Source organism: Flavonifractor sp. HCP28S3_F3 (assembly GCF_052065355.1).
Lineage (GTDB): Bacteria > Bacillota > Clostridia > Oscillospirales > Oscillospiraceae > Flavonifractor.
In genome coordinates, this window is the sequence record NZ_JBQHUF010000002.1 from 203,573 (window position 1) to 224,059 (window position 20,487).

The window sequence follows — 20,487 nt, forward strand, 5'->3', positions numbered from 1 at the left end:
GGGACCGGGGGCGTTTTTTTCCAGAGACAGGAGGGGTGGGACTTGGATATCAAGCAGATGAATTACATTCTGACCATTGCCCAGGAGGGGGGGATCAGCAAGGCAGCGGCCAAGCTGTTTATTACCCAATCCGCCCTGGACCAGCAGCTGCTCAAGCTGGAGAAGGAGCTAGGTACCCAGCTGTTCTACCGCTCTAGAGGCAGCTTTGCCCTGACCGCAGCGGGCAAGGTGTACGTGGACTACGCCAAGCAGATGGTAGACATGAAGAACGAGGCCTACCGGATCATCCACGACATGGCCGACCGGCAGCGTGGCACGCTCTCCCTGGCCTTCGCGCCCGAGCGCGGAATGGAGATGTTCATGTCGGTCTACCCGCTCTTTTACCAGCGGTATCCCAAGATCAACGTGATCCCCCGGGAGATCAGCGTCCGCCGTCAGCTGGAAATGCTCCAGAACGACGAGCTGGACCTGAGCTTCGTTTCGGCTAAGGCCCAGGATCGGCCCGGGCTGCTTTCCACCACGCTGCTGAAGGAGGAATTTGTCCTCATCACGCCTCAGGACCATCCCCTGGCCGCCCTGGCTGCCCCGCCGGGTGAGCCCCTTACGGTCCTGGACGCAAAACATCTGCGGGATCTGACCTTCTGTCTCATTTACCGGCAGTCCACTCAGCGAGAGATCATTGACCCTATCTTCGAGCGGGCGGGCATCAAGCCGGATATCTTTCTGGAAACGGCCAGCAACCGGGCCAATGTGTCCATGGTGGAAAAAGGCTTGAGCTGCTCCATCATGCCCTATTACTACGTCAGGGACCGGCGGAATGTGGCCTGCTTCCGGCTGGCGGAGCGCCCCACCTGGAATGTGTCAGTGTGCTGCCGCCGCAACCGCTACCTCTCCAAAGCGGCTCGCTATTTTATTGAGCTGGCCATGGAGTACTTCCGCCGGGAGGACAGCGGACTTATCTGACCCAAGAAAAAGGAGCATTTCTATGCCTTCTATTTACGAGATCTTCGGTACCGATGCCCATGGGATGACAAAGGCCCTGATGGAGGGCGCGGAGGTCATTAAGCAGATTCCCGCCGGGGCGTCGGTGGCCCTGAAGCCCAACCTGGTGGTGGCGGCCTCTCCTGAGAGCGGAGCCACCACTCACGCCGGGGTGCTCTCCGGCGCCATCGAGTACTTGCGGGACCATGGGGTGACCGATATCAGCATCATTGAGGGGTCCTGGGTGGGCGACAACACCGGCCGGGCCTTCCGGGCTGCTGGTTATGACGAGGTGGGCAAACGTTACAACGTTCCCCTTTACGACCTGAAGCACGACAAGACCCGCCGGGTAAATTCGCCCCTCCGGCCCATGGAGATCTGTTGCCGTGCTCTAGACGCGGGCTACCTCATTAACCTGCCGGTGCTCAAGGGCCATTGCCAGACGGTGATGACCTGCGCCCTGAAAAACTGCAAGGGCTGCCTGCCTGACAAGGAGAAGCGGCGTTTTCACGCCGAGGGGCTGATGGAGCCCATCGCCGCCCTAGCTGCCACCCTCAAGCCCGACCTGACCATCGTGGACAGCATTTGCGGCGACCTGAACTTTGAGGAGGGCGGAAACCCCGTCCCCACGGGCCGAATGATGCTGGGATCTGATCCGGTGCAGATCGACGCCTACGGCTGCCGCCTGATGGGCTTGGACCTGGACCAGGTGCCCTACATCGGCCTGGCCGAGGGATGGGGAGCCGGTACTACCCGGATCGAAGCGGGGGATATCATCCAGCTTAACCAGCCCACCGCCGCGGCGAGCTATCCTGCTCCCTCTGGCAAGGTGGCCTCTCTCACCCGGAACGTGCAGGCCAAGAGCGCCTGCTCTGCCTGCTACGCCAGCCTGGTGCGGGCCCTGTACAACAGCCGCCCCTCCCGAGAGCCCATTGCCATCGGCCAGGGCTGGAAGGGCGTGGCCTTTGACGGGCTGGGTGTGGGTGCCTGCTGCAACTGCGCCTCCCGCCAGGTGCCTGGCTGCCCGCCCACCGCGGAGCAGATCCTGGCTTATCTGGAACAGCATTGACAGACATAACAGCACCGCCGGACAGAAACTCCTGTCCGGCGGCGCTGTTTTCTTTTTTACTTGGCGGGGGTGTAGGCGGTATATGGAGGATGGCCTCATCCATCGGTTCCGCGGCCATGGTGGGCGCTGCTCCTGCTGTCAGCGCCAGCAGGAGCAGTACCAAATTTGTGACAATGAGCTGCTTTTTCCACATAGCGATTTCTCCGTGAATCTGGTTTATTCGATCGACCTCACATCACGAGCGGCCTGCCAGGATGAATCAATCATAACCATTGCATATGTACTTTTCGATGATTACAATTATCTGGCCGTGTCCTGAGTGAAATGATCCGAAAAAAGAGGCCAGGCTTTACCAATTTTGTGGCAAATTTCTCCTGAAATCATAAAAGGAGGATAGGAAATCCTCCTTGCGGTGCTCTTTGACAAACGGTATAATAAAAAGAACAGGAGAATATACAGGAGGAGGGAATCCTTTGAAAGAGAATCTGATCATCATTCACGGCGGCGGCCCCACCGCCGTGCTCAACTGCTCCCTGTACGGCGCGATTCGGGAGGCTCAGGCCAGCGGGGCGGTGGAACATGTTTACGGTGCAGTTGGCGGTACCGGCGGCCTGCTGAAGGAGCGGCTGCTGGACTTCAACACCATCCCTGAGGCACAGCTGGAACTGCTGCCCACTACCCCCGCCACTGCCATCGGCACCTCCCGGGATGCTCTGGAGGCTGAGGATTACGCCAGAATGACGGAGATCCTGGAGCAGCACAACATCCGCTATGTACTGATGAACGGCGGAAACGGTACCATGGACGCCTGCGGCAAGCTGGCAGCCGCCTGCAAGGATAAGGGCATCAAGGTCATGGGTATCCCCAAGACCATGGACAACGACATTGCGGTCACCGACCACTGCCCGGGCTTCGGCAGCGTGGCCCGCTACATGGCGGGCACCGTGCGTGAACTGGGTGTGGATGTGCGCAGCCTGCCGATCCATGTGGTAGTGCTGGAGTCCCTGGGCCGCAACGCCGGCTGGACCACCGCTGCCTCCGCTCTGGCCCGGGAGCAGGGAGGCGATGCACCCCATCTGATCTATCCCCCTGAGCGGTCCTTCCATGAGGACGAGTTCCTGGACCGGGTAGGCGATATGTACCGCAAGCTGGGCGGCGTCGTGGTGGTGGCCAGCGAGGGCCTCCACGACGATGAGGGCAAGCCCATTGTGCCTCCCATCTTCCAGACCGGACGCTCTACTTATTTCGGCGATGTGTCCTCCCACCTGGCCCAGCTCATCGTGCGGCGGCTGGGCATCAAGGCCCGCAGTGAGAAGCCGGGCATCCTGGCCCGGGCCTCCATCGCCTGGCAGTCCCCGGTGGACGCGGCGGAGGCGGAGCTGGCGGGCCGGGAGGCCTGCCGGGCTGCCCTGGCTGGAGAGACCGGAAAGATGGTGGGCTTCCGCCGGCTGTCTACCGAGCCTTACCAGTGTGAGACCTTCCTCATCCCCATCGAGGAGGTCATGCTGGGGGAGCGGGTACTGCTTCCCGAATACCTCAGCGCCGACGGCACCGACGTGACGGAGGAATTCTGCCGCTGGTGCAAGCCCCTTATCGGGCCCGAGCTGCCCTCTATGGCGCGGCTGGTTTAAACCTCACAGCGTACTTAACGCGGTCGATCGACAGATCGACCGCGTTTTTTGCACCAGAGCGAAAAGTATGATAAAACTTCATACTTACCAAAACTCATGAGTTTGGGTATACTGGACTCACTAAAAGGAGGCTCGGTGTCCATGAGACTGAAAAAATCGTCTGTCTGGAGCAAGATACCCAACTGGGTATGGCTGCTCATCTCCCTGGCCGTGGCCGTGGCTATCTGGCTGCTCGCCGCGTACAAGTGGCCCGCCGTGTTCGCAACTCCCAAGGCTGTGATCGACGCCTTTGTGAGCAAGGCTTCCAGCGGTGTGCTGCTGGGTCACTTCTGGGCCAGCTTGTCCCGCGTGCTGACCGGTTTCGCCATCGCCTTTGTGGTGTCTATCCCGGTGGCATTCCTGATGGCCTGGTATGATCCCTTCCGCCGGGTGGTGGAGCCCTGGATCCAGTTCATCCGTAACATTCCCCCTCTGGCTTACGTGTTCCTGATCGTTGCTGCTCTGGGTATCGGCCAGGTGGCCAAGGTGACGGTTATCTTCATCGCCGCTTTCCTGGTGATGGTCATTACCATCTATCAGGGCGTCAAGGGCGTGGATACTACCCTGATCAAGGCCGCCCGGGTGCTGGGCGCCAAGCAAAGCGACATTTTCTTCAAGATCACCATTCCCGCCTCCACCCCCTTCATTCTGGTAGCCGCCCGTCTGGGCCTGTCCACCTCCATGACCACTCTGATGGCTTCTGAGATCGTGGGCGGCGACAAGGGCATCGGCATGATGATCCAGCAGGCCAGCGGCTGGTACCAGATGGACGTGGTGCTCATGGGTGTGATCCTGCTGGGCATCATCGGTATTTGCTTCGAGAAAATTGTGAGATTCCTTGAGAGGAGGTTTACGGGATGGCAGGAAACAATTCAGCAGTAAAGGTACATATCGACCATGTGGTCAAGAAGTTCAATGGCCGCAATGGCGAGATGATCGCGCTGAACGGTGTGGATATGGACATCCACGAAAACGAGTTTATTTGTGTGGTGGGTCCTTCCGGATGTGGTAAGTCCACCCTGCTGAATATCATCGGCGGCCTGGAGACCCCCACTGAGGGCAAGGTGCTGGTGGACGGCAAAGAGGTTCAGGGTCCCGGTCCTGACCGCGGCATCGTGTTCCAGCAGTACGCTCTGTTCCCCTGGCTCACCGTGGAGAAGAACGTCGAGTTCGGCCTGAAGCTCCAGGGCAAGAGCAAGGAAGAGTGCGAGGAGCTGGCCCACAAGTATCTGAAGATGGTGGACCTGGAGGGCTTTGCCAAGGCCTACCCCAAGGAGCTGTCCGGCGGCATGAAGCAGCGCGTGGCCATCGCCCGTGCCTACGCCGTCAACCCCAAGGTGCTGCTGATGGACGAACCCTTCGGCGCTCTGGATGCTCAGACCCGTACCCAGCTGCAGCAGGAGCTGCTGAACACCTGGGAGAAGGAGCAGAAGACCTGCTTCTTCATCACCCACGACGTGGAAGAGGCCATCATCCTGGCTCAGCGGGTGGTCATCATGTGTGCCCGTCCCGGTCGCGTCAAGGAAATCGTGGACATCGACATCCCCTATCCCCGCGATCAGGAGACCAAGATGAGCCCCCGGTTCCTGGAGCTGAAGAACCACATCTGGAGCCAGGTGTATCAGGAGTACCTGTCCGTACGGAAGTAAGGATCGTCGTTCCGGCCACCGCCGGATGGTGATAACGTAAATAATTTAAGGAGGATTTTGAGTATGAAGAAGAAACTGCTTGCTCTTGCACTGGCCTGCGGTATGGTTTTCTCTCTGGCTGCCTGCGGCAGCAACGGCGACACTACTGAGAGCCCCGCTGCCAACACTGGGACCCCTGATGCTGTCAGCAGCGAGACTCCCGGCACCGAGTACGAGCCCGCTACTATCCGCGTCGCTTACATGCCCAACCTGGGTTCCGCTTCTTCCCTGTTCACCGCTATTCACCAGGGCTACTTCGAGGAAGTTGGCCTGACCGTGGAGACCTCTCAGTTCTCCGGCGGCCCTGCTGAGATCGCCGCTATGGCTTCCGGCGACATCGACATTTCCCAGATCGGCCACGGCGCTCACTCCCTGTGCATCCAGGGCGACGCTGTTGTGTTTGCTTTCGACCAGCTGTCCCAGGCTGATGCCGTGGTGGCCAACAAGGCTAAGGGCATCGAGACTGCCGCTGACCTGAAGGGCAAGACCGTTGCCGTGTCCTCCGGTACCTCCTCCGAGATCATCCTCCAGTTCGTGCTGGAAGAGGCTGGCCTGACCATGGACGACATCAACACCGTTGAGATGAACGTGGAAGGTATGACCACCGCTCTGATCTCCGGCCAGATCGACGCCGCCGCTACCTGGTCCCCCAACACCGTGACCCTGGAGCAGACCCTGGGCGATGACTACCTGGTTCTGGGCACCAACAACGACTACACCGACAAGGCCGCTTTCCCCTCCAGCTTCATCTGCACTCCCGAGTACGCCGCTGAGAACGAGGACATCCTGGTCCGCTTCTCCCAGGCCATCCTGAAGGCTGAGGTCTATCGCGCCGCCAACATCGAAGAGGTTGCCAAGACTCTGGCCGCCGACCTGGACGCTCCCGAGGATACCATGCTCCTCTCCGTTGGTGAGGGCAACTGGCAGGGCGCCGTGGATTGCATGGGCGACTTCGACACCATCCGCAGCCTGTATGAGGCCCAGCAGCAGGTGTTCCTGAACAACGGCACCATCACCGAGGAAGTTCCCGTGGACAACTACGTGCTCTTCGACGTGATGCAGCAGGCTTATGACGCCTACAGCGCCTCCAAGTAAATGATCGTTTACCCCGCCGGGGCTCCGTGTTAGGCGGAGCCCCGGCGCTCTTTTGTGCCGCCGGTGTTTACAGGAACGGTAGAGTCGGGGTATAATAGCGGGTGATAGGGGGGAGGACTGTGCTGATTCTGGTGCTGATCCTGTGCCTGGTCACCGCGATATATGTGGCTCTGAGACGAAGGGATATCCTGGCGTTCTATCTGCTGGGCATGAGCATATGCAACCTGGTGATGCTGGCGGGCATTATTATCTATATCGCAAAAATGGGCGGTACCGCCGCCCAGCAGCGCGCCTTTCTCTTCCTGGTGCCTGAGCTGCAGACCTGGCTGCAATTTTTACCGCTGCCCATGAACAAACTGGGGTATGTGGTGGCCATCGGCCGGTCCCTGTTCCCGCTGTTTGCCTTACTGACCGCTCTGGAAACTACAATGATCCCCTTTTTCCGCCGCAGGCTGAAGAGCCTGCGGATACTGGCATGTTTACCGCCTGCGCTGTGGCTGATCTACTACTATCCGCCTGTCTTCCATAGGGTGGTCAATGGCCGCTTGTGGATCCTGCCCATCCTCATCAACGTGGTGCTGGTTGGGATTTTGGCCTACCTGGCGGCGGCTGCGGTCCTGATGGTGTTGGAGTACAGGGCGACCACGATGCCGGTATTCAAACGCAACTTTCGGTATATCCTGCTCTGCTTCCTCAGCATTTCGGTGCTCTATCTGCTCTATGCCAGCAAGGATCCGGCCCAGATCTACAACATGTTTATTTCGGAGTATATCCGCCTTGGTGTTACCAGCTATATCAGTTCCACCCTCCCGGGACTGGGATGGATCATTTTGGGGCTGTGCACGGTGTTTACGGTGGTGCTGGGCAGCTACAATATGGTGCGCTACACCAAGATCAGCTATGATGACACCCGTCAGGATCTGATTCTCCAGCGAAAATTTGACGCGGCGGGCATGGGCGTATCTGTGTTTGTCCACGGAGTGAAGAATCAGCTGCTCTCCAGCCGGGTGCTCCACAAAAAGCTGTCCCGGGCCCTGGCTGAGGATCCGCCGGATCTGGAACGTATTCGGGCCTGTGCCCAGCAACTGAACGATCTGAATGAGGGCATGCTCAGGCGGATGGACGAGCTGTATCGGTCGGTCAAAAATAATGCCATCACGCTCGCCCCGGTGACAGTGGATCAGCTGGCACTTACCGCGGTGGAGCGGTTCCACGGCAAGTATCCGGATCAGCCGGTGATCGTGGAGCTGAGCACCCATCGACAAATATTGGCTGATCTGGGCCATCTCAGCGAGGCGGTCTGCAACCTGCTGTGCAACGGCTATGAGGCGGCGGTACAGGCCGGTCGGGAGGAACCCCGGGTGACCCTGCGGGTCCGGGCGGAGCGGATGTGGACGGTGGTGGAAACTGCCGACAATGGAAAAGGCATCCCGCTGGATTTGCAGAACAAGATATTTGAACCGTTTTTCACCAGCAAGAATACCAATCACAACTGGGGCATGGGGCTGTACTACGTGAGAAAGATCGTCAAAAGCCATCTGGGCCGGCTCCGGCTGGAGAGCCGCCCGGACGAGGGCACCAGCTTCTTCATTATGCTGCCCCTGTATGACACCCATCAGAAGGAGTGACTGCCGTGGAAGAGAAGATCCGTGTGATGGTTGCGGAGGACCTGCCCCTGCTGCGGGAGGATTTCTGCGATGTGGTGTCCGCTCAGGACGATATGGAGATGGTGGGCGCCGCCTCCTCCGGAGAGGAGATTGTAGCTCTGGCCGCCAAGACCCCCTGCGACGTGATTTTGATGGACATCGAGATGGAGTCCATTGACGCCGGCATCCGGGCCGCGGAGATCATCACCGCGAAATATCCCCAAGTCAAAATCCTCTTTCTCACCGCCCATGAGACCGACGACATGATTACCAACGCCATGGGTACCGGCGCGGTGGACTATGTGGTAAAGGGCTGCGATGAGGAGAAGCTGCTGGAGCATATCCGCCGGGCCAGTCAGGGCCGGGCGGAGCTGGAGCCCCGGATCCAGAATACCGTGATGCAGGAGTACGCCCGGCTGCGCCGCAGTGAGCGTTCCCTCATCTTTTTCATCAACAATGTGGCCCATCTTACACCCGCCGAGCACGAGCTGGTCAAGCTCCTTCTTCAGGACAAGAAGGTGGCGGAGATTGCCAAGCTGCGGTGTGTGGAGGTGGTCACGGTCAAGACCCAGATCAAGGGCCTGCTCAATAAGTTCGGCTGCTCCCGTACCAAGGAGATCGTTAAAATGATCCGTCAGATGAGTCTGGAGCATTTGTTTCAATAACGGAAGGAGAGTATCGTCATGGATTACTATCATATTTCCGCCCAGGAGCTGGGCAAGGACGCCAAGCTGCCTATCGTGAAGCTGGGCGACTCCGGTGAGGTCTTTTATGAGCTGGCCGCTGAGATGTGCGCCGAGATCCGCGCCAACAACGCCGCCGGCAAGCACACCGTGTTCATCTGCCCTGTGGGCCCTGTGGGCCAGTACCCCATCTTTGTCCGCCTGGTGAACCGTGAGAAGCTGTCCCTGAAGAACTGCTGGTTCATCAACATGGACGAGTACCTCACCGACGACGGCCAGTGGATCGACAAGGACGACCCCCTGTCCTTCCGGGGCTTCATGGCCCGTGAGGTGTACGGCAAGATCGACCCGGAGCTGCTGATGCCCGAGGAGCAGCGGGTTTTCCCCAACCCCAACGACCTGGGTCACATCCCCGCCCTCATTGAGAAGCTGGGCGGCGTGGACGTCACCTTCGGCGGCATCGGCATCACCGGCCACCTGGCCTTCAACGAGCCCCAGCCCGAGCTGACTGCTGAGCAGTTTGCCCAGCTGCCCACCCGGGTGCTGGACATCTCCCCGGAAACCCGGGCCACCAACTGCGTGGGCGACCTGGGCGGTGCTCTGGAGGATATGCCTCACAAGTGCGTCACCATCGGCATGAAGGAGATCCTCTCCGCCAGGAAGATCCGCCTGGCCGTGTTCCGCGACTGGCACCGTGCCGTGTGCCGCCGGGCTGCCTATGGCGAGGTGAGCGCCGCGTTCCCCGCCACCCTGGCTCAGAATCACCCCGACGCGGTGCTGTATGTCAACGCCAACGCTGCCCAGAAGGCCTATTAAGGAGGCCGCCGTCATGGAAGGCTCCTTTTATCTGAAAAATGGTTCCGTTCTCCTGAACGGCGCCTTCGTCCCCGCCGACCTGGCGGTGGAGGACGGCAAAATCACCGCTGTTACCCAGGGCTATCACAATGTGAAAAACCTGCCTGAGCTGGACGGAACCGGCCTGCGGGCCGTCCCCGGCTTCCTGGATGTACATACCCACGGCGCCGCCGGAGTGGACGTGAATGCTGCCGACGTGGAAGGCCTGCGCACCATCGGCCGGTTCTTTGCCAGCCAGGGCGTTACCGGCTGGCTGTGCTCCATCCTTACCGATACGGTGGAGCAGACCCTCTGGTGCCTGGAGCAGGCCCGCCAGGTCATCGAGGGCGGACCCTACGACGGGGCGGCCCTGCTGGGTGTCCACCTGGAGGGACCCTGCCTGTCCACCGAATACAAGGGCGCCATGCCGGAGCATCTGCTGATGCATACCGCCGATGCCGCGCTGTTTGAGCGCTATCAGAAGGCCAGCGGCGGCCACATCCGCTATGTGACTCTCTCTCCCGAGATCCCCGGCGTGGCCGAGCTGGTGCCTCAGCTCACCGCCATGGGCATCGTGTGTGCCATGGGCCACAGCGGCGCGGGCTACGACCAGTCTATGGCCTGCGTGAACGCCGGCGTCCGTTCCTGCACTCACTTGGGCAACGCCATGCGTCTGTTCCACCAGCACGACCCCGCCATTTTCGGCGCCGCCCTGGAGAGCGACGTGTATGTGGAGGCCATCTGTGACGGCCGCCATCTTCATCCCGGCACCGTCCGCCTCTACCTGAAGGCCAAGGGCTATGACCGTGTGCTGGCCATCACCGATTCCATCATGGCCGCCGGCCTGCCCGACGGCAACTATAAGCTGGGGGTCAACGACGTCATCGTGGAGGACGGAGACGCCAAGCTGCCCAATGGCGTTCGGGCCGGCTCCACCCTCACCCTGGCCCAGGCCCTGCGCAACCTGATGAAGTTCACCGGCAAGAGCGCCGAGACTGTGGTGCCCCTGATGACCGCCAACCCCGCCCGCCTCATGGGCTGGACCGGTAAGGGAGAGATCGCCCAGGGTAAGGACGCTGATCTGGTCCTTCTGGATACCGACTGCCAGGTGGTCCGCACCATTGTGGGCGGCCGCACTGTGTATACCCGTTCCTAAACATCCATTTCATTTGTAAAGGAGAATTTGTTATGCCTCTGGTACCTCTGCGTCCCGTGCTGGACGCCACTGTGAAGTACGGCTATGCCCAGGGAGCCTTCAACGTCAATGCCGTTGCCCAGGCCGAGGCCGTCATCGCCGTCCATGAGATGTTCCGCTCTCCCGCCATTCTGCAGGGCGCCGACCTGGCCAACGCCTTTATGGGCGGCCGGGTGGACTTCGCCAACGGCACCCTGGAGGACAAGAAGAAGGGCGCCCGCAACATCGCCGAGGCGGTGAAGAAGTTTGCCGCCAACAGCCCCATTCCTGTGGTGCTCCACCTGGATCACGGCAAGAACTTCGACTCCTGCGTGGCCGCCATCGAGGGCGGCTACACCTCCGTTATGATCGACGGCTCCTCTCTGCCCTTTGACGAGAACGTGGAGATCACCCGCGAGGTGGTAAAGTATGCCCACGCCCGCGGCGTGTCCGTGGAGGGCGAGCTGGGCGTGCTGGCCGGCGTGGAGGACCATGTGTTTGCTGCCAACTCCACCTACACCAACCCCCTGTCCGCCATCGAGTTCTTCAAGAAGACCGGTGTGGACGCCCTGGCTATCAGCTACGGCACCATGCACGGCGCCAGCAAGGGCAAGGATGTGAAGCTGCGCAAGGAGATCCCCATCGCCATTAAGGAGTGCATGAACCACGAGGGCATCCAGGGCGTGCTGGTGTCCCACGGTTCCTCCACCGTTCCTCAGTACATCGTCAACGAGATCAACGCCCTGGGCGGCGACATTAAGAACGCCTACGGCATCTCCAAGGAAGAGCTGAAGGCCGCCATTCCCTGCGGCATCGGCAAGATCAACGTGGATACCGATATCCGCCTGGCCGTTACCCGCAACTTCCGGGAGCTGTTCCGGGATCACCCCGAGCTGAAGGACGATCCCAAGGTGGGCGGCATCTGGAAGCTGCTGGACGAGAAGCGGGATGCCTTTGATCCCCGCGCCTTCCTGGCCCCCATCATGGATACCGTCATGTACGGTACCGGCGACGAGGGCACCGTGGCTCTCATCACCGACGCTATGCGCCGCGGCGTGAAGGAGGCCGTGGGCACCCTGATCGTGGAGTTCGGCAGCTACGGCAAGGCTCCTCTGGTGGAGATGGCTTCCCTGGAGAATATGGCCGCCCGCTACGCCAAGGAGGGCGTGTAACATGAAGGACATTACCCTGTCCTACCTGGATCGCAAGCCGGTGCTGGCCCCCGGCGAGCTGGAGGAAAAGATCCGCGCTTCCGCCCCTGTGCTGGAGGCGGTCGTAGCCGGAGAGGCGCAGTATCAGGACAGCCTGGGCTGGTTCAGCGTGGACGAGTCCGCCGGCCCGGAGCGGGTGGATTACCTGCTGGAGCAGGCAGCGCGTGTTCGGACCGACGCCGACGCCTTCGTGGTCATTGGTATCGGCGGCTCTAACCAGGCCTCCCGCGCAGCGGTGAAGGCCCTGCGGCCCAAGAATGGCCCCGCCATTCTGTGGGCGGGCAACACCATCTCCGCCTGCGAGATGGCCCGCACCCTGGAGGAACTGGACGGCTACAAGTCCATCTACATCGACTGCATCGCCAAGAACTTTGAGACCCTGGAGCCCGGCATTGCCTTCCGCATGCTCCGCCACTATCTGGAGAAGCGGTACGGGGAGGCGGACGCCGCCCGGCGGATCTTTGCCACCGGCACCCCCGGCTCCACCCTGCACCAGCTGTGCAAGGACCACGGCTACACCTTCCTGGAGTTCCCCGAGCGCATCGGGGGCCGCTACTCCATCGGCAGCGACGTGGGTCTGTTCCCCATGGCGGTGGCCGGCATTGATATCAAGGCCATTACCCAGGGCATGCGGGACATGCGTGACCGGCTCCTGGCCGAGCCCGCCGAGGAGAACATCGCCCTCAAGTACGCCTGCCTGCGGAACCTGATGCTGCAGCACGGCTTCAGCCTGGAGATGATGGCCTTCTTTGAGCCCCGTCTGGACTACTTTGCCAAGTGGTGGATTCAGGCCTTCGCCGAGAGCGAGGGTAAGGACGGCACCGGCCTCTATCCGGTGTGCGCCTCCAACTCGGAGGACCTCCACTCCATCGGCCAGTTCATCCAGCAGGGCAGCCCCATCCTGTTTGAGACCTTCATCGAAGTGCGGGAGCGGGACGCCAGCGTCATTATGCCTGCCGAGACCAAGAGGGACTACTTCCAGTACCTGGACGGCAAGGACTTTTGGGACATCAACGATACCGCCCGGAAGGCCACCATCGAGGCCCACAGCGAAGGCGGCATCCCCTGCCTGAACCTGTCCGTTCCCGCTCTGGACGCCCACACCCTGGGCGAGATGTTCTACTTCTTCCTGTTTGCCTGCTATCTGTCCTGCAAGCTGACGGGGGTCAACCCCTTCAACCAGCCGGGCGTGGAGGCCTACAAGGGCTATATGTTTAAAAATTTGGGAAAGCCGGGTGCGAACTGAATGAAACATATCTTTTTGAATCTGAAGCGCTTCGACGTGCCGGTGGAGCTGGGCGGTGTGAACCGCCTGGCCCCCATGGCCGACTGGGGCAAGGTCATCGTCAGCGAGACCCAGAAGGGCCTCACCGGTTATGACGCCAATGAAGTGGAGTTCGTGGACTTCTTCCCCGAGGCTCACATCCTCTCCGCCGCTGCTGCCCGCACTGCCGACAGCAAGGTGGAGGTGGGCTGCCAGAGCGTGTACCGGGCCGACACCGCCGTGGGCGGCAATTTCGGCGCCTTTACCACCAACCGGCCTGCCCACGCCGCCGCCGCCCTGGGCTGCGGCTGGACCCTCATCGGCCACTGCGAGGAGCGCAACGACAAGGCAGGCATCCTGGCTGAGGCCGGGGTCACCGACACCGCCGCTGTCAACCGCCTGCTGAACCAGGAGATCAAGTGCGCTCAGGCCGCCGGCCTGAAGGTGCTCTACTGCATCGGCGAGAAGAGTGAGGAGCAGGAGGCCTGGCAGCAGGTGCTGGGCGACCAGCTCTCCATCGGCCTGGACGGGGTGGACAAGAGCAAGGTGGTCATCGCCTACGAGCCCATCTGGTCCATCGGCCCCGGCAAGACTCCTGCCGACAAGCCCTACATCGAGAAGATCGCCTGCTTCGTCAAGGAGCAGACCGGCGGCCTGGACGTGGTGTACGGTGGCGGCCTGAAGGCGGACAACGCCGCCATGCTGGCCTCCATCGCCGAGATCGACGGCGGCCTGATTGCGCTCACCCGCTTCAGCGGGGAGATCGGCTTCTATCCCGAGGAGTATCTGGAGATCATTCGCCTGTACATGGGTCATTAAGAGACGGAGGTAAACTATGAAACTGGATTTTGAGTACGGCCAGGGATTCATGAGCGCTGAGCTGCCCGACAGCACCGACATTTTCATCCCCGGCGAGACGGTAGCCGATCCCCCCTGCCTGCCCCAGGACTGGGACAGCCTGTACAACGCCACTCTGGAGTCCATCCGCAACCCCATCGGCATGGAGCCCCTGAAGGAACTGGCCGCTCCCGGCAAGACTGTGGTCTTCGTTATCCCCGACATCGTCAAGGGCGGCAACCAGCCCACCTCCCACCGGAAGGTGGCCATCCGGGCCTGCCTGGACGAGCTGTACGCCGCCGGCGTGGAGAAGAAGGACATCCTGCTGCTCTTCTCCAACGGCCTGCACCCCCGTGCCACCGTGCCTGAGATGCGCACCATCCTGGGCGAGGAGCTGTTCAACGAGTTCTACTACACCGGCCAGATCACCAGCCACGACAGCGAGGACTATGACCACCTGGTGGACCTGGGCTACACCGCTCAGGGCGACCACGTGATCATGAACAAGTACGTCTTTGACGCCGACATCGCCATCCTCATCGGCCACACCCAGGGCAACCCCTACGGCGGTTACTCCGGCGGCTACAAGCACTGTGCCACCGGCATCTCCCACTGGCGGAGCATCTCTGCCCACCACGTGCCCCAGGTCATGCACCGGCCCGACTTCGTGCCCGTGTCCACCAACAGTGAGATGCGCCACAAGTTCGACCAGCAGGGCATGCTGATGGAAGAGAAGATGGGCAAGAAGTTCTTCTGCTGCGACGCGGTGCTGGATACCAAGTCCCGTCAGATCGAGATCAACTCCGGCTGGGCCAAGGAGATGCAGCCCGTCTCCTGGAAGATGGCCGACAAGCGGACCTATGTCCACTGGGCGGAGAAGAAGTACGATATCATCGTCTTCGGCATGCCCACCAACTTCCACTACGGCAACGGCATGGGCACCAACCCCATCCAGATGATGCAGGCTCTGTCCGCCCAGGTCATCCGCCACAAGCGGATCATGAGCGACCACTGTGTGTTCATCGTCAGCAGCATCTGCGACGGCTACTTCCACGACGAGCGGTGGCCCTACCTGCGGGAGCTGTACGATATGTTCCAGCATGACTATATGAACACCCTGGCGGATATGAACCGGTATGGCGAGTACTTTGCCACCAAGGAGGAGTACATCCGCAAGTACCGCTTTGCCAACGCCTTCCACCCCTTCCACGGCTTCTCCATGATGAGCTGCGGCCACATCGCTGAGATGAACACCAGCGCCATCTACATCGTGGGCGCCCGTGAGCCCGGCATCGCCCGCGGCATGGGCCTGAAGACCCGGGCCACCTTCGAGGAGGCTCTGGCCGACGCCATGAAGAAGTACACCGGTCCCAACCCCAACATCCTGGCTCTGCCCAAGACCTTTACCACCGCGGCGGTCCACCTGTGCATGAAGGACCCCGCGCTCAACTCCGCCCCCATCAGCGGCACTCCCTGCGGGTGCTGAGCAGGGGCTAACCTGTAGAAAGAAGGCGCTCCCTTGCAGTATGTGATCTATTTCCTCATCGCCATCGGGGCCACCACTGTGGGCTCCCTGACAGGAATGGGCGGCGGGGTCATCATCAAGCCCCTGATGGATGTGCTCCATGACTTTGATGTGCAGACCATCGGCGTGATCTCCTCCCTGACCGTGTTTTCCATGTCGGTGGTGTCCATCGGCAAGCAGATGCTGGCCAAGACCAAGATCCCCTTCGGTACCGCCATCCCCCTGGCCCTGGGCTCGGTGGTGGGCGGTCTGGCGGGGGAGAAGCTGCTCCAGGTCATCGTGAACGCCCTCCAGGCAAACTCCGCGGTGACGGTGGTGCAGAACGTGGTGCTCTCCCTGCTGATCCTGGCGGTGTTCCTCTACATGAAGAACAAGAGCCATATCCCCAGCAAGCACCTGGAGGGGATCGTGGTATCCCTGCTGGTGGGCGTCTTCCTGGGCATCTGCTCCTCCTTCCTGGGCATCGGCGGCGGCCCCATCAACGTGGCCCTCATCATCTACCTGTTCTCCTTCGACACCAAGTCGGCCACGGTGTGCTCCCTGGTGACCATCCTGTTTGCCCAGATCTCCAAGCTGGGCACGGTGGCCCTCACCACCGGATTCGGGGTCTTTGACCTGTCCATCGCCCCGGTCATGATCGTCGGCGCCATCGCCGGCGGCTTCATCGGCGCCAGCCTGAACAAGAAGTTCTCCGAGGCGTCGGTGGAAAAGGCCTTCAACGCGGTCCAGCTGATCGTGCTGGCTATCTCTATCTTCAATATCGTGCGCAACCTGGCGGCCTGAGGCTGCCGGAGGCAAAAAGGCGTCGGGAAAGATCCCGACGCCTTTTTGCTGTTGCTTTTTCCATGGGGAGCCGTTATAATTTAAGCTAGTTATGGAAACCAACGTACATAATGGAGGGACGAGTATGAAAGGGAAGCGATTTGCGGCCTGGTTGCTGACGGTCGTTATGGCCATCTCTCTGCTGACGGTATCTGCCGCCGCCGTCACGTTTTCCGACATGACCAACCACTGGGCCAAGACCGATGTGGAATACCTGGCTACCCAGGGGGTGGTCAACGGTACCAGCGATACCACCTTTACCCCCGATCGGGCCATGACGGCCTGCGAGGCAGTGATCTTCTGCTCCCGGGCTACCGGTGTGTCCGTTGCGGATAAAACCAAGATCGCCGAGAAGTGGGCGGATACGCTGAAGGAGATCATGCCTGAATCCCTCTACTCCTGGGCGGGAACGGAGATGGCTGTCTGTCTGGAGACCGGCATCATTTCTGAGACCGAGCTGCGCTCCCTGGCCCAGGCCGATGGATTGGTGAAAGCTATCAGCCGGGAAAACCTGGCCATGTATCTGGTGCGGGCCATGCAGCTGGAGCCTCTGGCCAAGAGCCTGAGCAGCTACCCCCTGAGCTTTGCCGATGCATCCTCCATCTCTGCCGCTCTGCAGCCCTATGTCTATGTGCTCAACAGCTACGGTATCGTGGAGGGAGACCAGTACAACAAGTTCCTGCCCAACCGCTCCCTCACCCGGGCGGAGATGGCCGTCATGCTCCGCCGGGCCATGGACTTTATGGACGAGGCCGGCCTGTACGCCGAGCTGCCCGCCTATACGGACTATAAGTGGGTGGGTGGTACCATCGCGGCGGTGACCTCCGGGGGAAGCGGCACCACGCTGGTGACGCTGAACAGCGAGATCACCGGCACCACCAGCATCTCTCTTTCCGACGATGTGAAGATCTACGAGAACAACATGCTCTCCACCACCTCTGCTCTGCGGGTGGGTCAGTATGCCCGGATCAACCTGAGCAAGACTGGCGCAGCGCAGTCTGTGCGGCTGGGCGGTACGCTGACCAGCTACAGCGGTACGGTAAACAGCATCACCAAGGACCGGGTGAATCTGGTGGAGAACGGTACCACCCGGAGCCTGGCTATCGATCGCTTTACCGCCGTGCAGGTGGGAGGCGCCACCGGCGGGCCGGAGCTCATTGACCTTCAGGCGGGTTATACCACCGCAGTGTGCTATGTGGACGCAATGGGCCACCTGGCCGGTATCAAGCTTTCCGGCGGCAGCCACAGCGCGGAAGGTATTCTGGTGTCTGTGGTGGAGACTGCCAGCGGCCAGAGCATCCAGGTTTCCGCCTTCAATGGGGAAACTCAGCGCTATACGCTGCCTCTGGGTGCGGGTGTCACCGTCAACGGTGTGGCCGGCAGCCTGTCTACCGCCCACGAGGGAAAGTACGTGAGCCTGCGGGTGAACAATGACAGCGCCAACCAGCTGGTGAGCATCGCGGTGGATACGGTCACCCAGTATGTTCAGGGTGTGGTGAAGAACTACACCTATGCCAAGGATGTAAACACCATCACCATTGGAAAGGCGGGGTCCAGCTCCTCTGAGACCTACAATATTGCCGCTGACGCCGTGGTGCGCTACAACGGTGAGGAGATTGCACTGAGAAGCCTGGAAAAGAGCAGCTATGCTACCGTGCGCTTCTCTGGCGGCCGCGTGGCGGAGATCGACGCCTGGCCCGGTTCCACCACCACAGAGGGTGTCATTGAGTCTATTTCCTATGGCACGCCTACCGTCCTGTCCGTGCGTACCGCCGCCGGCAGTGTGGTGACCTTTGAGCTGGATCTGACGGATCTGCCCACCGTTTACCGGGATGGAAAGACAAGCTCTATCGATAAAATCCGCAGCGGTGACTCCATTATCGTCACCGTGCGCTACAACGAGGTGGCCACCCTGGAGACCACCAGCCAGAGCGCCAATGTCACCGGGACGATCACCCGGGTGGTGCAGGATGCCTCCGGCGTAACCATTGATGTGCAGCTGACCAACGGTTCGACCACATCCTACACTGTGGCGGAGGGTGTGTCGGTGACGCAGGACGGCTCCGCCATTTCCCTGTACTCTCTTAAACCCAATGACAAGGTGGCCATGGTGGTCAGCGGAGACGAGGTCGTCTCCATCGAGGTGGATAAGAGCTCCGGTTCCAACACCCAGCTCAACGGTACAGTGCTGCTGCCCAACACCACGGACAAGACTCTGATGATCCAGCTGGATAGCGGTACGGTGCTGACTGTAGACGTATCGGACGCCAACTTTACCAGCACCTCCGGCAGCAGCGTGTCTCTGGGCAGACTGGCCGCCGGTGACATGGTACAGGTGTACGGCAGCTACTCGGGCGCTAAGTTCGTAGCCACTCTGGTACTGAAAATCGGATAAATGAGAGAAAAAGGGCCCGGATCTTGGATCCGGGCCTCTTTTCCTGCTTGCGGGCCCCTTGACTTTTCGGCGCCGAATGAATAAAATAGGAAGAACCCATGTTGTATTTTTTGATAAAGGATTGAGATAGAGTTATGGCACAGGACAAAAAGCAGGTGGAACAGATCACCGATATGGAGGTGGACTTCGCCAAGTGGTTCACCGACGTGTGCAAGAAGGCGGAGCTCATCGATTACTCTTCCATCAAGGGCGTATTTATTTACCGGCCCTATGGCTATGCCATCTGGGAGAATTTTCAGAAGATCCTGGACGAGAAGTTTAAGGAGACCGGGCATGAGAACGTGTACCTGCCCATGCTGATCCCCGAGAGCCTGCTCCAGAAGGAGAAGGATCATGTAGAGGGCTTTGCCCCCGAGTGCGCCTGGGTGACCATGGGCGGCTCTGAGAAGCTGGAGGAGCGCTACTGCATCCGCCCCACCAGTGAGACCCTGTTCTGTGAGCACTATAAGAATATCATCCACTCTCACCGTGACCTGCCCAAGCTGTACAACCAGTGGTGCTCCGTGCTGCGGTGGGAGAAGACCTCCCGTCCCTTCCTGCGTCACCGGGAATTCCTGTGGCAGGAGGGCCACACCATGCACGCCACCGCCGAGGAGGCCATTGCCGAGACCGAGCAGATGTTCAACATCTACGCCGACTTCTGTGAGAACTACCTGGCCATGCCCGTGGTGAAGGGCCGCAAGACCGACAAGGAGAAGTTCTCCGGCGCCGAGGCCACCTACACCGTGGAGTGCATGATGCACGACAAGAAGGCCCTTCAGGCCGGTACCTCCCACTACTTCGGCGACGGCTTCGCCCGCGCCTTCGACATCACCTTCGCCGGTAAGGACAACCAGCCCCATCATCCCTTCCAGACCTCCTGGGGCGTGTCTACCCGTCTCATCGGCGGCGTCATCATGACCCACGGCGACAACAACGGTCTGGTGCTGCCCCCCAAGATCGCCCCCACTCAGGTCATCATCATCCCTGTGGCCCAGCACAAGGAGGGTGTGCTGGCGGCCAACGAGGCCGTTATGGCCCGCCTGAAGGCCGCCGGCATCCGGGTGAAGATGGACGCCTCCGAGCAGTCCGCCGGCTGGAAGTTCGCCGAGTATGAGATGAAGGGCGTGCCTCTGCGTCTGGAGATGGGCCCCAAGGACATGGAGAAGAACCAGTGCGTGCTGGTCCGCCGCGACAACGGCGAAAAGAGCTTTGTCTCCCTGGACAACATCGAGGAGACCGTCCAGACCATGCTGGACGCGGTGCAGAAGGGCCTGTACGACAAGGCCAAGAAGAACCTGGACGAGAACACCTACGCCTGCTCTACCGTGGAGGAGGTCAAGGAGAAGATGTCCACTCAGGGCGGCTTCGCCAAGACCATGTGGTGCGGCGACGAGGCCTGCGAGCTGAAGATGAAGGAGATCGCTGGTGTGTCCTCCCGCTGCATTCCCCTGGAGCAGGAGCACCTGGGCGATGTGTGCCCCGTCTGCGGCAAGCCCGCCAAGCACATGGTGTACTGGGGCGTGGCTTATTAAAATAAGTGGCAGAAAAAGC

The 20,487-nt window shown here is 60.7% G+C and carries 17 protein-coding genes; all 17 read left to right on the plus strand.

Annotated elements, in window-relative coordinates; genetic code table 11:
- The first annotated feature begins 42 nt into the window (after window positions 1-42).
- The 17 genes from ACTNB1_RS03540 to proS all read left to right on the plus strand — a co-directional run bounded on the left by ACTNB1_RS03540 (window position 43) and on the right by proS (window position 20,468).
- Window positions 43-963, plus strand: coding sequence for a LysR family transcriptional regulator (locus tag ACTNB1_RS03540; protein WP_441167900.1), 921 nt, complete (start codon window positions 43-45; stop codon window positions 961-963).
- Between the two features lie 22 nt (window positions 964-985).
- On the plus strand, window positions 986-2,050 hold the full coding sequence (locus ACTNB1_RS03545) for a DUF362 domain-containing protein (RefSeq protein ID WP_441167901.1): 1,065 nt from the start codon (window positions 986-988) through the stop codon (window positions 2,048-2,050).
- Between the two features lie 473 nt (window positions 2,051-2,523).
- A complete protein-coding gene (locus tag ACTNB1_RS03550; protein ID WP_441167902.1) occupies window positions 2,524-3,681 on the plus strand; it encodes a diphosphate--fructose-6-phosphate 1-phosphotransferase in 1,158 nt (385 codons plus the stop codon).
- 141 nt (window positions 3,682-3,822) lie between these two features.
- On the plus strand, window positions 3,823-4,602 hold the full coding sequence (locus tag ACTNB1_RS03555; protein ID WP_441167903.1) for an ABC transporter permease: 780 nt from the start codon (window positions 3,823-3,825) through the stop codon (window positions 4,600-4,602).
- Window positions 4,578-5,369 carry an ABC transporter ATP-binding protein gene (locus ACTNB1_RS03560; protein WP_441167904.1) on the plus strand — a complete coding sequence of 264 codons (792 nt, stop codon included), beginning with the start codon at window positions 4,578-4,580 and terminating at the stop codon, window positions 5,367-5,369. The genes ACTNB1_RS03555 and ACTNB1_RS03560 overlap by 25 nt, the downstream gene beginning before the upstream one ends.
- Window positions 5,370-5,432: 63 nt before the next feature.
- Window positions 5,433-6,503, plus strand: coding sequence for an ABC transporter substrate-binding protein (locus ACTNB1_RS03565; protein WP_441167905.1), 1,071 nt, complete (start codon window positions 5,433-5,435; stop codon window positions 6,501-6,503).
- 119 nt (window positions 6,504-6,622) lie between these two features.
- Window positions 6,623-8,131, plus strand: coding sequence for a sensor histidine kinase (locus ACTNB1_RS03570; protein WP_441167906.1), 1,509 nt, complete (start codon window positions 6,623-6,625; stop codon window positions 8,129-8,131).
- Window positions 8,132-8,136: 5 nt separating this feature from the next.
- A complete protein-coding gene (locus ACTNB1_RS03575) occupies window positions 8,137-8,814 on the plus strand; it encodes a response regulator (RefSeq protein ID WP_441167907.1) in 678 nt (225 codons plus the stop codon).
- 18 nt (window positions 8,815-8,832) lie between these two features.
- Window positions 8,833-9,648: a glucosamine-6-phosphate isomerase gene (locus tag ACTNB1_RS03580; RefSeq protein ID WP_441167908.1), complete on the plus strand. Its 816-nt coding sequence runs from the start codon at window positions 8,833-8,835 to the stop codon at window positions 9,646-9,648.
- Between the two features lie 13 nt (window positions 9,649-9,661).
- Window positions 9,662-10,822 carry an N-acetylglucosamine-6-phosphate deacetylase gene (gene nagA / locus ACTNB1_RS03585; protein WP_441167909.1) on the plus strand — a complete coding sequence of 387 codons (1,161 nt, stop codon included), beginning with the start codon at window positions 9,662-9,664 and terminating at the stop codon, window positions 10,820-10,822.
- Between the two features lie 32 nt (window positions 10,823-10,854).
- Window positions 10,855-12,012 (plus strand): class II fructose-bisphosphate aldolase, encoded by a 1,158-nt coding sequence (locus ACTNB1_RS03590; protein WP_441167910.1) that lies wholly within the window; start codon window positions 10,855-10,857, stop codon window positions 12,010-12,012.
- 1 nt (window position 12,013) lies between these two features.
- Window positions 12,014-13,297: a glucose-6-phosphate isomerase gene (locus ACTNB1_RS03595; RefSeq protein ID WP_441167911.1), complete on the plus strand. Its 1,284-nt coding sequence runs from the start codon at window positions 12,014-12,016 to the stop codon at window positions 13,295-13,297.
- On the plus strand, window positions 13,298-14,134 hold the full coding sequence (locus tag ACTNB1_RS03600; protein WP_441167912.1) for a triose-phosphate isomerase family protein: 837 nt from the start codon (window positions 13,298-13,300) through the stop codon (window positions 14,132-14,134).
- A 16-nt stretch (window positions 14,135-14,150) separates the two neighbouring features.
- On the plus strand, window positions 14,151-15,638 hold the full coding sequence (locus tag ACTNB1_RS03605) for a lactate racemase domain-containing protein (RefSeq protein WP_441167913.1): 1,488 nt from the start codon (window positions 14,151-14,153) through the stop codon (window positions 15,636-15,638).
- A gap of 42 nt (window positions 15,639-15,680) precedes the next feature.
- Window positions 15,681-16,460 carry a sulfite exporter TauE/SafE family protein gene (locus ACTNB1_RS03610; protein ID WP_441167966.1) on the plus strand — a complete coding sequence of 260 codons (780 nt, stop codon included), beginning with the start codon at window positions 15,681-15,683 and terminating at the stop codon, window positions 16,458-16,460.
- Window positions 16,461-16,584: 124 nt separating this feature from the next.
- The gene (locus ACTNB1_RS03615) at window positions 16,585-18,894 is read left to right on the plus strand and encodes an S-layer homology domain-containing protein (RefSeq protein ID WP_441167914.1); all 2,310 of its coding nucleotides are present in this window, start codon (window positions 16,585-16,587) and stop codon (window positions 18,892-18,894) included.
- Between the two features lie 134 nt (window positions 18,895-19,028).
- Window positions 19,029-20,468 (plus strand): proline--tRNA ligase, encoded by a 1,440-nt coding sequence (gene proS, locus ACTNB1_RS03620; protein ID WP_441167915.1) that lies wholly within the window; start codon window positions 19,029-19,031, stop codon window positions 20,466-20,468.
- Window positions 20,469-20,487 lie beyond the last annotated feature (19 nt).